The 13,417-nt window shown below is 65.4% G+C and carries 14 protein-coding genes; all 14 read left to right on the forward strand.

Annotation, left to right across the window (positions count from 1 at the left end):
* Positions 1-9: 9 nt before the first annotated feature.
* Complete coding sequence (gene plsX / locus CFB45_RS05705) at positions 10-1,116, forward strand: phosphate acyltransferase PlsX (protein ID WP_089424847.1); 1,107 nt, start codon at positions 10-12, stop codon at positions 1,114-1,116.
* The gene (locus CFB45_RS05710) at positions 1,117-2,106 is read left to right on the forward strand and encodes a beta-ketoacyl-ACP synthase III (protein ID WP_027788011.1); all 990 of its coding nucleotides are present in this window, start codon (positions 1,117-1,119) and stop codon (positions 2,104-2,106) included. It abuts the gene before it with no gap.
* Positions 2,107-2,189: 83 nt separating this feature from the next.
* Complete coding sequence (fabD, locus tag CFB45_RS05715; protein WP_089424848.1) at positions 2,190-3,122, forward strand: ACP S-malonyltransferase; 933 nt, start codon at positions 2,190-2,192, stop codon at positions 3,120-3,122.
* Positions 3,123-3,158: 36 nt separating this feature from the next.
* Positions 3,159-3,908, forward strand: a complete 750-nt coding sequence (fabG, locus tag CFB45_RS05720; RefSeq protein ID WP_006476504.1) for a 3-oxoacyl-ACP reductase FabG — start codon at positions 3,159-3,161, stop codon at positions 3,906-3,908.
* A 144-nt stretch (positions 3,909-4,052) separates the two neighbouring features.
* The gene (gene acpP, locus CFB45_RS05725) at positions 4,053-4,292 is read left to right on the forward strand and encodes an acyl carrier protein (RefSeq protein WP_004197638.1); all 240 of its coding nucleotides are present in this window, start codon (positions 4,053-4,055) and stop codon (positions 4,290-4,292) included.
* A 164-nt stretch (positions 4,293-4,456) separates the two neighbouring features.
* Entirely contained in the window at positions 4,457-5,689 is a 1,233-nt protein-coding gene (gene fabF / locus CFB45_RS05730) for a beta-ketoacyl-ACP synthase II (RefSeq protein WP_089424849.1), read from the forward strand.
* 12 nt (positions 5,690-5,701) lie between these two features.
* On the forward strand, positions 5,702-6,166 hold the full coding sequence (locus tag CFB45_RS05735; RefSeq protein WP_089424850.1) for a hypothetical protein: 465 nt from the start codon (positions 5,702-5,704) through the stop codon (positions 6,164-6,166).
* A gap of 91 nt (positions 6,167-6,257) precedes the next feature.
* Positions 6,258-6,857 (forward strand): RNA polymerase sigma factor RpoE, encoded by a 600-nt coding sequence (rpoE, locus tag CFB45_RS05740; RefSeq protein WP_006490873.1) that lies wholly within the window; start codon positions 6,258-6,260, stop codon positions 6,855-6,857.
* Positions 6,858-6,943: 86 nt separating this feature from the next.
* Positions 6,944-7,561, forward strand: coding sequence for a sigma-E factor negative regulatory protein (locus tag CFB45_RS05745; protein ID WP_089424851.1), 618 nt, complete (start codon positions 6,944-6,946; stop codon positions 7,559-7,561).
* 5 nt (positions 7,562-7,566) lie between these two features.
* The gene (locus CFB45_RS05750) at positions 7,567-8,619 is read left to right on the forward strand and encodes a MucB/RseB C-terminal domain-containing protein (protein ID WP_059527587.1); all 1,053 of its coding nucleotides are present in this window, start codon (positions 7,567-7,569) and stop codon (positions 8,617-8,619) included.
* Between the two features lie 16 nt (positions 8,620-8,635).
* Complete coding sequence (locus tag CFB45_RS05755; protein ID WP_089424852.1) at positions 8,636-10,135, forward strand: DegQ family serine endoprotease; 1,500 nt, start codon at positions 8,636-8,638, stop codon at positions 10,133-10,135.
* 7 nt (positions 10,136-10,142) lie between these two features.
* Positions 10,143-10,385: a glutaredoxin family protein gene (locus tag CFB45_RS05760; protein ID WP_089424853.1), complete on the forward strand. Its 243-nt coding sequence runs from the start codon at positions 10,143-10,145 to the stop codon at positions 10,383-10,385.
* Between the two features lie 196 nt (positions 10,386-10,581).
* A complete protein-coding gene (gene lepA / locus CFB45_RS05765; protein ID WP_089424854.1) occupies positions 10,582-12,375 on the forward strand; it encodes a translation elongation factor 4 in 1,794 nt (597 codons plus the stop codon).
* Positions 12,376-12,391: 16 nt separating this feature from the next.
* Positions 12,392-13,285 (forward strand): signal peptidase I, encoded by an 894-nt coding sequence (lepB, locus tag CFB45_RS05770; RefSeq protein WP_027788005.1) that lies wholly within the window; start codon positions 12,392-12,394, stop codon positions 13,283-13,285.
* Positions 13,286-13,417 lie beyond the last annotated feature (132 nt).

The following is a 13,417-nucleotide window of genomic DNA, read 5'->3' on the forward strand; positions in this document are numbered from 1 at the left end:
TCGCATTCCATGACCGTAAAGCTCACAATCGATTGCATGGGAGGCGACCACGGCCCGTCCGTGACCGTTCCCGCGGCAGTCAAGTTCGTCCGCGCGCATCCCGATGCGCACCTGATGCTCGTCGGCATCGAAAGCGCGATCCGCGCTCAGCTGAAAAAGCTGAAAGCCCTCGACGATCCCGCGCTGACCATCGTTCCCGCCACCGAAGTCGTGGCGATGGACGACCCTGTCGAAGTGGCGTTGCGCAAGAAGAAGGATTCTTCGATGCGCGTCGCACTCAACCACGTCAAGGAAGGCGCGGCGCAGGCCTGCATCTCCGCCGGCAATACCGGCGCGCTGATGGCCGTTTCCCGTTACGTACTCAAGACGCTGCCCGGCATCGAGCGGCCCGCGATCGCGTTCGCGCTGCCGAACCCGACCGGCTACACGATGATGCTGGACCTCGGCGCGAACGTCGACTGCGAGCCGCAGCACCTGCTGCAGTTCGCGGAAATGGGGCACGCACTCGTGGCGGCGCTCGAAGGCAAGGAGCGTCCGACGATCGGCCTGCTGAACATCGGCGAAGAGGTGATCAAGGGCAACGAGACGATCAAGCGCGCAGGCGAACTGCTGCGTGCCAGCACGCTCAATTTCCGCGGCAACGTCGAAGGCAACGACATCTACAAGGGCACGGTCGACGTGATCGTGTGCGACGGCTTCGTCGGCAACGTCGCGCTGAAGACGTCCGAGGGGCTCGCGCAGATGCTGTCGGACATCATCCGCGAGGAGTTCGGCCGTTCGCTGATGTCGAAGCTGATGGCGCTGCTCGCGCTGCCTGTCCTGATGCGTTTCAAGAAGCGCGTCGACCACCGCCAGTACAACGGCGCGGCGCTGCTGGGGCTGAAAAGCCTCGTGATCAAGAGCCACGGTTCGGCCGATGCCTACGCGTTTGAGTGGGCGATCAAACGCGGGTATGATGCCGTCAAAAACGGCGTGCTGGAGCGCCTCGCGCGCGCGATGGCGGATAATTCAGTGTCGCTCGGCGAAGGCGAGCACGACGCGGGCGGTGCGGGCCATGCAAGCCCTGCCGCAGGCCATCACGCCGACCCTTCCGCTGCGCAATCCTCTAAAGCATAAATGGCCCAATCGACTCTCTATTCCCGCGTGCTCGGCACGGGCAGCTACCTGCCGCCTGACCGCGTCACGAACCAGCAGTTGACCGATCGCCTTGCGAAGGAAGGCATCGAGACGAGCGATGAATGGATCGTTGCGCGCACGGGTATCCATGCGCGCCATTTCGCCGCACCCGACGTCACGACCAGCGATCTCGCGCTCGAGGCGTCGCGTCGCGCGATCGAAGCCGCCGGCATCGATCCGCAGTCGATCGACCTGATCATCGTCGCGACTTCGACCCCCGATTTCGTGTTCCCGAGCACCGCGTGCCTGCTGCAGAACAAGCTCGGCATCAAGAACGGCGGCGCGGCATTCGACGTGCAGGCCGTGTGCTCGGGCTTCGCGTACGCGATGGCGACGGCCGACAGCTTCATCCGCAGCGGCCAGCACCGCACGGCGCTCGTCGTCGGCGCGGAGACGTTCTCGCGCATTCTCGACTTCAAGGACCGCACGACCTGCGTGCTGTTCGGCGACGGCGCGGGCGCGGTGATCCTGTCCGCGTCGGAAGAGCCGGGCGTGCTCGGCAGCGCGCTGCACGCGGACGGCAGCTATTCGCACATCCTCTGCACGCCGGGCAACGTCAACCGCGGCGTGATCGAAGGCAGCGCGTTCCTGTACATGGACGGGCAGGCCGTGTTCAAGCTCGCGGTCAACGTGCTCGAGAAGGTCGCGATCGAGGCGCTCGCGAAGGCGAATCTCGCGCCCGAGCAGATCGACTGGCTGATTCCGCACCAGGCCAACATCCGCATCATGACCAGCACCTGCCGCAAGCTCGGCCTGCCGCAGGAGCGCATGGTCGTGACGGTCGACCAGCACGGCAACACATCGGCCGCGTCGATCCCGCTGGCGCTCGATACCGCGGTGCGCGACGGACGCATCCAGCGCGGCCAGCACGTGCTGATCGAAGGCGTCGGCGGCGGCTTTACCTGGGGCGCGTCGGTCTTCCGCTACTGATCCGCGGCGCGCGACAGCTGCGCGCGGATCCCATCGGCGCGCCATTCGTGCGCGCCGTCCGAATCGATTCAATTGGGGACGATATGAAATTTGCATTCGTATTTCCGGGGCAGGGCTCGCAGGCGGTCGGCATGCTCAACGCATTCGCCGATCTGGCCGTCGTGCGCGAGACGCTCCAGGAAGCGTCCGATGCACTCAATCAGGATCTCGGCAAGCTGATCGCCGAAGGCCCGGCCGAAGAGCTGAACCTCACCACCAACACGCAGCCCGTGATGCTGACCGCAGCCTATGCGTGCTATCGCGCGTGGCAGCAGGCAGGCGGCCCGGCGCCGTCGATCGTCGCCGGCCACAGCCTCGGCGAATACACGGCGCTCGTCGCTGCCGGCGCGCTCGCGTTCAAGGACGCGGTGCCGCTCGTGCGCTTCCGTGCGCAGGCGATGCAGACGGCCGTGCCGGTCGGCCAGGGCGGCATGGCCGCGATCCTGGGCCTCGATGACGACACGGTGCGCGCGGTCTGCGCCGAAGCCGCGGAAGCGGGCGTCGTCGAAGCGGTGAACTTCAATGCACCCGCGCAGGTCGTTATCGCAGGCAACAAGGCCGCGGTCGAAAAGGCCTGCGAGATCGCGAAGGCGAAGGGCGCGAAGCGCGCACTGCCGCTGCCGGTGTCGGCGCCGTTCCATTCGTCGCTGCTCAAGCCGGCGTCGGACCAACTGCGCGACTATCTTGCGAACGTCGACGTCAAGGCGCCGCAAATCCCGGTCGTCAACAACATCGACGTCGCCGTGGTCAGCGATCCGGCTGCGATCAAGGATGCGCTGGTGCGCCAGGCCGCGGGCCCGGTGCGCTGGGTCGAGTGCGTGCAGCACATCGCCGGCACGGGCGTCACGCACGTGATCGAATGCGGCCCGGGCAAGGTGCTCGCCGGCCTGACGAAGCGCATCGACGGCAACCTGGCGGGCGCGTCGGTATTCGATCCGGCTTCGCTCGACGAAGCGCTCAAGCTGGTGACCGCCTGACGCGGCGCCTTTTCTCAAGAGACGGATATTCGATTCATGGACAAGACTCTCGATAAACAGGTTGCGATCGTCACCGGCGCATCGCGCGGCATCGGCCGTTCGATCGCGCTCGAGCTCGCGCGCCTGGGTGCGACGGTGATCGGCACGGCGACGAGCGAATCGGGCGCCGCTGCGATTACCGCGGCGTTCGCGGAAGCGGGCGTCACGGGCCGCGGCGCGGTGCTGAACGTCAACGACGCGGCAGCCGCCGAGGCGCTGATCGACGCGACCGTGAAGGAATTCGGCGCGCTGAACGTGCTCGTCAACAACGCGGGCATCACGCAGGACCAGCTCGCGATGCGGATGAAGGACGAGGACTGGGACGCGGTGATCGACACCAACCTGAAGTCGGTGTTCCGCCTGTCGCGCGCGGTGCTGCGCCCGATGATGAAGGCGCGTGGCGGCCGCATCATCAACATCACGTCGGTGGTCGGCTCGGCCGGCAACCCGGGTCAGGTCAACTACGCGGCTGCGAAGGCCGGCGTGGCGGGCATGACGCGTGCGCTTGCGCGTGAAATCGGCAGCCGCGGCATCACCGTGAACTGCGTGGCGCCGGGCTTCATCGACACCGACATGACGAAGACGCTGCCGGAAGAACAGCAGGCCGCGCTCAAGACCCAGATTCCGCTCGGCCGCCTCGGCAGCCCGGAAGACATCGCCCATGCCGTCGCGTTCCTCGCATCGCCGCAAGCCGGTTACATCACCGGTACGACGCTGCACGTGAACGGCGGCATGTACATGTCGTAACGATTTTCGTTTACCATCCGCGCCGTATCCCGTTTTTCAGGCGGACCGGCGCTTGATCGACCATCAAGCCAACGCGCGTTTTGGCGTCAGCAAACCTGATAAAATGCGCGCACTTGTAAATCTGAACTTTCCCTCGGAGGGGTAATGGACAACATCGAACAACGTGTCAAGAAGATCGTCGCTGAACAACTGGGCGTCGCGGAAGCCGAGATCAAGAACGAAGCTTCGTTCGTGAACGACCTGGGCGCCGACTCGCTCGACACGGTCGAACTGGTGATGGCTCTGGAAGACGAGTTCGGCATGGAAATCCCGGACGAAGAAGCAGAGAAGATCACGACCGTTCAGCAAGCGATCGACTACGCTCGCGCAAACGTCAAGGCGTAAGCGCCTTTCGCGCTTGTCCGCCACGTCGCCGCGATCTTCGCGATTGACGCGCCATCCTGCCGGCTTCGCGCCGGACGGACTAACAGCCACAGGGCTCGCAGGGCTGGTTCCTGTGGCCACTGTGGCTTTTGTTTTTGTCATCCAATAATGGAAAAGAGGTTACCGTGAGCCGCCGTCGTGTTGTTGTTACAGGCCTGGGGCTGATTTCGCCTGTTGGCAATAATGTTGCCGACGGCTGGGCCAATCTCGTCGCCGGCAAGTCCGGTATCGCCACCGTCACGAAGTTCGATGCGTCGAACCTCGCCTGCCATTTCGCGGGCGAAGTGAAGGGCTTCAGCGCCGAGGAGTACATCCCGGCGAAGGAAGCCCGGAGCATGGATACGTTCATCCATTACGGCATCGCCGCCGGCGTCCAGGCCATCAAGGACAGCGGGCTGGAAGTGAACGAAGCCAATGCGGAGCGCATCGGCGTGATGGTCGGTTCCGGCATCGGCGGCCTGCCGATGATCGAAGATACGCACCAGACCTACGTCGATCGTGGTCCGCGCCGGATTTCGCCATTCTTCGTGCCGGGTTCGATCATCAACATGATCTCGGGTCACCTGAGCATCATGTTCGGCCTGAAGGGCCCGAACCTCGCGGCCGTGACGGCCTGCACGACCGGCCTGCACAGCATCGGCCTCGCAGCGCGCCTGATCCAGGCCGGCGACGCCGACGTGATGGTTGCGGGCGGCGCCGAATCGACGGTATCGCCGCTCGGCATCGGCGGTTTCGCGGCAGCGCGTGCGCTGTCGACCCGCAACGACGATCCGGCCAGCGCATCCCGCCCGTGGGACAGGGACCGCGACGGCTTCGTGCTGGGCGAGGGTGCCGGTGTGATGGTGCTCGAGGAGTACGAAGCGGCGAAGGCACGCGGCGCGAAGATCTACGCGGAAGTCTCGGGCTTCGGCATGACGGGCGACGCGTACCACATGACCGCGCCGAACATGGACGGCCCGCGCCGCTGCATGGTCGCGGCACTGCGCGACGCCGGCATGAACGCGGACGAGGTCCAGTACCTGAACGCGCACGGCACGTCGACGCCGCTGGGCGACAAGAACGAGTCCGACGCGGTGAAGGCGGCCTTCGGCGAGCATGCGTACAAGATCGTCGTGAACTCGACGAAGTCGATGACGGGCCACCTGCTGGGCGGCGCGGGCGGCCTCGAATCGGTGTTCACGGTGCTGGCGCTGCACAACAACGTGTCGCCGCCGACCATCAACATCTTCAACCAGGACCCGGAGTGCGATCTCGACTACTGCGCGAACACCGCGCGTGACATGAAGATCGACGTTGCCGTGAAGAACAACTTCGGCTTCGGCGGTACGAACGGCACGCTGGTGTTCAAGCGCGTCTGACGCCGCAATCGCTTGACGAGTCCATTCGATGCTCCGGCCGGGCGCCCGCAACGTTTTGCGTTGCGGGCCTCGGCCGTGTCGTATTTCGTGCTGGCCGTGTTCGTCGCGTCGGCTACCGCGTCGGCCTATCTGTTCTGGGCGCCGCGCGCGGGCGCGGCCGCCGGTGCAGGCGTGGCAGCCGTGACGGCCGCGCTGCTGGCCGTGTGCGCTGCGCGGGCCTGTGCCCGCCGGCTGCCGGCCGAGTTGCAGATCGACGCATTCGGGGAAATCGCGGCGTTTGGCCGCACCGGGCGCCTGCTGGCACGCGGCCGCGTGACGGGGCATGCGCACTGGAGCAGCCTGCTGCTGGTGCTGTCGGTCGGGCAGGGCGCCCGGCGGGCCCGGCCGCTGCTGATTCCGGCCGATGCGCTCGACGCCGCATCGTTCAGCGCGCTGTCCGTGCTGGCGAGAACGGCGGGCGCGGCGGGGCGGGTTTGACGGCGGCACGGTTACCTACCGTAACCAGCGGCCGGCGCGGGAACGCTACAATAGCGCTCCGCGTTGCATCCCTAGTTAACGGATTTGTCAGGTGAGTGAAAAAGAAATCGATCAGGCTCTGGTCGAGCGCGTACAGAAGGGCGACAAGGCAGCGTTCGAACTCCTGGTCTCCAAATACCACCGCAAGATCATTCGGCTGATTTCGCGCCTCGTGCGGGATCCCGCCGAGGTCGAGGATGTGGCCCAGGACGCGTTCATCAAGGCGTATCGTGCGCTGCCGCAATTCCGCGGCGAGTCGGCGTTCTATACGTGGTTGTACCGAATTGCCGTCAACACGGCGAAGAACTACCTTGCGACGCAAGGCCGCCGGGCGCCGACCTCGACGGAGGCCGATGCGGAGGAAGCGGAAACTTTCTCCGACGCAGACCAACTAAGGGATATCAACACGCCTGAGTCGATGTTGATGAGCAAGCAGATTGCCGAGACGGTCAACGCTGCCATGGCTCTGCTGCCCGAAGAACTGCGCCAGGCAATTACGCTGCGCGAGATCGAGGGCCTGAGCTACGAAGAGATCGCGGAAATGATGGGCTGTCCGATCGGGACGGTCCGGTCGCGGATCTTCCGCGCACGCGAGGCAATCGCTGCCAAATTGCGTCCGCTGCTCGATACGCCCGAAGGCAAGCGCTGGTAAGCGCGATGGGCGGAGCGACGCGGGTCGGGGTCTAGTTACGGTTAGAGTCGTGAAGTCACGACGGGGTGTGCAAGATGGGGAGCATCATGGGGTCGGTCAATACGCAGTCGCAAGCGTGCTCGCGCGGCGAGCGCCTTTCCGCGCTGGTCGACGGCGAAATGTTCGAGGGCCCGGACAACGGGCAGTTTCTGGCTGAGCTCAACCGCGCGGATCGCGCTGCGTGGGCCCATTACCACCTGATCGGCGATGCGCTGCGCTCGGACGAGCTCGCGCTGTCGCCCGCGCTGAGCGTGGCGTTCACCGCGCGCATGTCGGCTGCGCTCGAAAGCGAGCCGCACCTGCTCGCGCCGGCGGCCGCACCCGTCGCGCGCAAGCTGCTGTCGCTGCGCCGGCGCGTCGTGCCCGCGTTCGCGGTTGCTGCCGCGGCGGCCACGCTGACGTGGATCGTCGTCCCGCAAATGCAGACGGCCGGTGCCCCGGGCGCCGTCCAGGTCGCGTCGGCCGGTGCGCCGCAAGGCGGCAACCTGCAGCGCGTGACGGTTGCGCAGGCATCGGCCCAGCCGGGCCTGCAGGACGTCAACATCATTCGCGACGCCAGCCTCGACCAATACCTTGAAGCGCACCAGCAATTCGCGCAGCAGCCCGTCGTCACGGGTTCGATGCCGCTGATCCGCGCTGCCGTGACCACCACGCCAGGCCAATAAACCCGATGCGGACATTGCAGTTGAATCACGCCATCTCCGGATGGAAGCGGCTGCCGGCCCTCCTGCTTTGCGCAGCCGCCCTGTTGTCCGTTCAATCCCTTCCTGCCAGCGCCCAGCAACCGGACGATCCCGTCGCGACCCGCAAGGGTGCCGCCGACTGGCTCGACCGTGTCCAGCAAGCGGCGCAGCAGCAGAGTTACGAAGGCACGTTCGTCTACCAGCGCGGCGGTTATGTGCAGTCGTCGCGCATCGCGCACGTCGCGTCCCGCGACGGCGAGTTCGAGCGCATCGAGACGCTCGACGGCAAGCCGCGCAAGCTTCTGCGACATAACGACGAGTTGTACACGTTCGTGCCCGAGCGCAAGCTGTGCGTGGTCGAGCGCCGTCAGACGCGCGACTCGTTCCCCGCGCTGCTCGGCGCGAGCGGCGAGCACGTGATGTCCGTCTACGACGCGAAGTCGCTCGGCAAGGACCGCGTGGCAGGGATCGACGCGCAGGTCGTCGAACTCGTGCCGAAGGATGCGTACCGCTTCACGTACAAGCTGTGGGCCGACGCGCGCACGGGGCTGCTGCTGCGCTCGCAGACGCTCGATGCGAACGATCACGTGCTCGAGCAGATCGCGTTCTCGCAACTGCAGACGGGCGGCGCAAGCGGCGACAAGGCCGCGATCGCGGCCGGCATGCGCAACCTGAGCGGCTGGACGGTCGTGCGGCCGCCGGTCGCGACGGTCGACATGGAAGCGCAGGGCTGGCAGCTCGCCCCGAGCGTGGCCGGTTTCCAGAAGATTCGTGAAGTGCGCCGGCCGATGGCCGCGCGTGACGCGGGCGAGCCGCCGATCCCGGTCGATCAGGCCGTCTTCACCGACGGCCTCGCGACGATCTCGGTTTTCATCGAGCCGGCCGAAAAGAATACGCGCAAGGAAGGCGCAGGCAGCACCGGTGCGACGAACGTTCTCGTGAAGCGCCGCGGCGACTACTGGATCACCGTACTCGGAGAAGTGCCGCCGGCTACGTTGCAGCAGTTCGCGTCTGCCATAGAATACAAGGCTTCCAAGTAACGCTACGGCTTCCGACATGACGAAACTCACGCTGCGCAAAGTGCTCGCGGCGGCGGCGCTGTGTGCCTGCCTGCCGCTCGTCCCGCAAACCGCGGTCGCTGTCACGCCTCCCGCTGCCAGCCTTCCCGATTTCGCCGATCTCGTCGAAAAGGTCGGCCCTGCGGTCGTGAACATCCGGACCACCGCGAACGTGCCGGTACCCGGCCCGCGCGGCGTGCTTCCGCCGGGCTTCGACAACGGCGACATGTCGGAATTCTTCCGCCGCTTTTTCGGCATTCCGCTGCCGCAGGCGCCGGGCAACGGTAGTGGCAATGGCGGCGGCAATCCGAAGAACGCGCCGACGCCGGACAATCCGCCCGACACCGAACAGAATCGCGGCGTCGGCTCGGGCTTCATCGTGTCGGCCGACGGCTACGTGATGACCAATGCGCACGTCGTCGACGATGCGGACACCATCTACGTGACGCTGACCGACAAGCGCGAATTCAAGGCGAAGCTGATCGGCGTCGACGATCGCACGGACGTCGCGGTCGTCAAGATCCAGGCGTCGAACCTGCCGGTCGTCGCGATCGGCGATTCGAACAAGGTGCGCGTCGGCGAGTGGGTCGTCGCGATCGGTTCGCCGTTCGGCCTCGACAACACGGTCACGGCCGGCATCGTCAGCTCGAAGAGCCGCAATACGGGTGACTACCTGCCGTTCATCCAGACCGACGTTGCCGTGAACCCCGGCAACTCGGGCGGCCCGCTCATCAACATGCAGGGCGAGGTGATCGGCATCAACTCGCAGATCTACAGTCGTACCGGCGGCTTCATGGGCATCTCGTTCGCGATTCCGATCGACGAGGCGATGCGCGTGGCCGACCAGCTGAAGGCGACGGGCAAGGTCACGCGCGGCCGGATCGCGGTGGCGATCGGCGAGGTGACGAAGGACGTGGCCGATTCGATCGGGTTGCCGAAGGCCGAGGGCGCGCTCGTCAGCAGCGTCGAGCCGGGTGGCCCGGCCGACAAGGCGGGTATCCAGCCGGGCGACATCATCCTGAAGTTCAATGGTCGTTCGGTCGACGCGGCGTCGGATCTGCCGCGCATGGTCGGTGACACGAAGCCCGGCACGAAGGCGACGGTCAGCGTATGGCGCAAGGGTCAGGCACGCGATCTGCCGATCACGATCGCGGAAACGCCGGCCGAAACGACGGCAAAGGCCGAGCAGCGCAAGAACGCGCCGCAGAAGCCGCGCCAGACCAATTCGCTCGGTCTGACGGTCAGCGACCTGACGGCGGAGCAGATGAAGACGCTGAAGCTGAAGAACGGCGTGCAGATCGACGGCGTCGACGGCCCGGCCGCCCGTGCGGGCCTGCAGCGCGGTGACATCGTGCTGCGCGTCGGCGACACCGACATCACGAACGCGAAGCAGTTCGCCGACGTGACCGCGCAGCTCGATCCGCAGAAGGCGGTCGCGGTGCTCGTGCGGCGTGGCGACAACACGCAATTCGTGCCCGTGCGGCCGCGCCAGAAGTAACGCGCCGATGTTCACGCTTTACGGCCGCGGCTGGTGCCACCTGTGCGACGACATGCGCGACGCACTGGCGCCGGTGGCGGCCGAATTCGGCGTCGCGGTCGATTACGTCGACATCGACACCGATGCGGCGCTCGTCGCCCGCTACGACGAGGACGTGCCCGTGCTGTTGCTGGACGGGGCGGAGGTATGCCGCCACCGGTTCGACGACGCGCGGGTGCGCGACGCGCTGGCGGCCCGGCGCCGAGCCTGACCTGCCGCGGGCGCGCGTCGTTTCGCACGGGGCTTGGCCCGGCGGGCGCCCCCCCCCGGCGACCACCGCCCGGCCCGGCGTAGGAAATACCGCCCGGCAAAGGCCTTTTCGGCTAAAATAAGCTGTTTTTTCACCGACTTACACAAGGCGTGCTCTGCAGTCGTCGAGCGCGCCTTTTTCGCTTGATCGGCACTGAATGGATCATATTCGCAATTTCTCGATCATCGCGCACATCGACCATGGCAAGTCGACGCTCGCGGATCGCATCATCCAGGTATGCGGCGGCCTCGCCGACCGTGAAATGGAAGCGCAGGTGCTCGACTCGATGGATATCGAGCGCGAGCGCGGCATCACGATCAAGGCGCAGACTGCCGCGCTGTCCTATCGCGCGCGCGACGGCAAGGTCTACAACCTGAACCTGATCGACACGCCGGGGCACGTCGACTTCTCGTACGAAGTCAGCCGTTCGCTGTCCGCGTGCGAAGGCGCGTTGCTGGTCGTCGATGCGAGCCAGGGCGTCGAGGCGCAAACCGTCGCGAACTGCTACACGGCGATCGAGCTCGGCGTCGAGGTCGTTCCGGTGCTGAACAAGATCGACCTGCCGGCCGCGAACCCCGAGAACGCGATCGAGGAGATCGAGGACGTGATCGGCATCGACGCGACCGACGCGACGCGTTGCAGCGCGAAGACGGGCCTCGGCGTCGAGGACGTGCTCGAGTCGCTGATCGCGAAGGTGCCGCCGCCGAAGGGCGACCCGGCCGCGCCGCTGCAGGCGCTCATCATCGACTCTTGGTTCGACAACTACGTCGGCGTCGTGATGCTGGTGCGTATCGTCAACGGCACGCTGCGCCCGAAGGACAAGATCAAGATGATGGCGACCGGCGCGCAGTATCCGGTCGAGCACATCGGCGTGTTCACGCCGAAGTCGCGCAACCTCGAATCGCTGTCGGCGGGGCAGGTGGGCTTCATCATCGCGGGCATCAAGGAACTGACGGCCGCGAAGGTCGGCGATACCGTCACCCACGTGTCCAAGGCCGCCACCGAGCCGCTGCCGGGCTTCAAGGAAGTGAAGCCGCAGGTGTTCGCGGGGCTGTATCCGGTCGAGGCGAACCAGTACGACGCGCTGCGCGAATCGCTCGAGAAGCTGAAGCTGAACGACGCATCGCTGCAGTACGAGCCGGAAGTGTCGCAGGCGCTCGGCTTCGGTTTCCGCTGCGGCTTCCTCGGGTTGCTGCACATGGAAATCGTGCAGGAGCGGCTCGAGCGCGAGTTCGACATGGATCTCATCACGACCGCACCGACGGTCGTCTACGAGGTCGTGCAGAGCGACGGCTCGACGATCAAGGTCGAGAACCCGGCGAAGATGCCGGAGCCCGGCCGTATCGCCGAAGTCCGCGAGCCGATCGTCACCGTGAACCTGTACATGCCGCAGGATTACGTGGGCTCGGTGATCACGCTGTGCGAGCAGAAGCGCGGCTCGCAGATCAACATGCAGTATCACGGCCGCCAGGTGCAGCTCACGTACGAGATCCCGATGGCCGAGATCGTGCTCGACTTCTTCGATCGCCTGAAGTCGGTGTCGCGCGGCTATGCGTCGATGGACTACGAGTTCAAGGAATACCGTTCGTCGGACGTCGTGAAGGTCGACATGCTGATCAACGGCGACAAGGTCGATGCGCTGTCGGTCATCGTGCACCGTTCGCAGTCGCAATATCGCGGCCGCGAAGTGGCCGCGAAGATGCGCGAGATCATCCCGCGCCAGATGTACGACGTGGCGATTCAGGCCGCGATCGGCGCGCACATCGTCGCGCGCGAGAACATCAAGGCGCTGCGCAAGAACGTGCTCGCGAAGTGCTACGGCGGTGACATCACGCGAAAGAAGAAGCTGCTCGAAAAGCAGAAGGAAGGCAAGAAACGAATGAAGCAGGTGGGTTCGGTCGAGATCCCGCAGGAAGCGTTCCTTGCGATCTTGCGCGTCGAAGACAAATAACAGGACTGATCCTTTTATGAATTTTGCGCTGATTCTTTTTGTGCTCGTCATCTTGACGGGCGTAGCGTGGGTGCTGGACAAACTGGTGTTCCTGCCGCAGCGTCGCAAGGCGGCCGACTCGGCGATCGAGGAGTTCGATCGCCAGCAGTCGCGCATCGACAAGCGCTTCGCGGATGAAAACGCGGTGCAGACGCGTTCGAAGCTGCGCGACGAGAAGTTGCGCCAGCCGTGGTGGCTCGAGTACACGGCGAGCTTCTTCCCGGTGATCCTGGCGGTGTTCGTCGTGCGTTCGTTCGTCGTCGAGCCGTTCAAGATTCCGTCGGGCTCGATGGTGCCGACGCTGCTCGTCGGCGATTTCATCCTCGTCAACAAGTTCGAATACGGGCTGCGCCTGCCGGTCACGAACACGAAGATCACGCAGGGCAGCCCGCTGTCGCGCGGCGACGTCGTCGTGTTCCGTTATCCGAAGGACGAGTCGGTCGACTACATCAAGCGCGTGATCGGCCTGCCGGGCGATACCGTCGCGTACCAGGACAAGCAGCTCACGATCAACGGCCAGCCGGTGCCCGAAACGCCGCTGCCCGATTTCTTCGACGACGAGCGCCAGAATTACGCGAAGCAGTTCGAGGAAACGATCGGCAACAAGAAGAACGCGATCCTCAACAACCCGGCCGTGCCGCCGTTCGTGATGGGCGCATACGACTATCCGTTTCGCGACAACTGCACGTACAACAGCCGCGGTGTGATCTGCAAGGTGCCGCCCGGTCACTACTTCATGATGGGCGACAACCGCGACAACAGTGCGGACAGCCGCTACTGGGGTTTCGTGCCGGACCAGAACATCGTCGGCCGCGCGTTCTTCATCTGGATGAACTTCAGCGACCTGAAGCGCATCGGTTCCTTCAACTGATCGCAATCGACTCACTCGCACTACGCGACGCACGGGCCGCGTCGCGTATTGCCGAACTACTTTAAGAACCGGCGGTAACACCGCCTCGTCACGCCTTTTCGCGTCCGGCCGTGCCGTTTCGGCCCGACCGGG

This window comes from Burkholderia sp. HI2500 (assembly GCF_002223055.1).
In the GTDB taxonomy this organism is placed as follows: Bacteria; Pseudomonadota; Gammaproteobacteria; order Burkholderiales; family Burkholderiaceae; genus Burkholderia.

Bases quoted from the DNA above. Each gene is read 5' to 3' on its own strand.
- plsX (WP_089424847.1), top strand. From the start codon at position 10: ATGACCGTAAAGCTCACAATCGATTGCATGGGAGGCGACCACGGCCCG.
- CFB45_RS05710 (WP_027788011.1), top strand. From the start codon at position 1,117: ATGGCCCAATCGACTCTCTATTCCCGCGTGCTCGGCACGGGCAGCTAC.
- fabD (WP_089424848.1), top strand. From the start codon at position 2,190: ATGAAATTTGCATTCGTATTTCCGGGGCAGGGCTCGCAGGCGGTCGGC.
- fabG (WP_006476504.1), top strand. From the start codon at position 3,159: ATGGACAAGACTCTCGATAAACAGGTTGCGATCGTCACCGGCGCATCG.
- acpP (WP_004197638.1), top strand. From the start codon at position 4,053: ATGGACAACATCGAACAACGTGTCAAGAAGATCGTCGCTGAACAACTG.
- CFB45_RS05745 (WP_089424851.1), top strand. From the start codon at position 6,944: ATGGGGTCGGTCAATACGCAGTCGCAAGCGTGCTCGCGCGGCGAGCGC.
- CFB45_RS05750 (WP_059527587.1), top strand. From the start codon at position 7,567: ATGCGGACATTGCAGTTGAATCACGCCATCTCCGGATGGAAGCGGCTG.
- CFB45_RS05755 (WP_089424852.1), top strand. From the start codon at position 8,636: ATGACGAAACTCACGCTGCGCAAAGTGCTCGCGGCGGCGGCGCTGTGT.
- CFB45_RS05760 (WP_089424853.1), top strand. From the start codon at position 10,143: ATGTTCACGCTTTACGGCCGCGGCTGGTGCCACCTGTGCGACGACATG.
- lepA (WP_089424854.1), top strand. From the start codon at position 10,582: ATGGATCATATTCGCAATTTCTCGATCATCGCGCACATCGACCATGGC.
- lepB (WP_027788005.1), top strand. From the start codon at position 12,392: ATGAATTTTGCGCTGATTCTTTTTGTGCTCGTCATCTTGACGGGCGTA.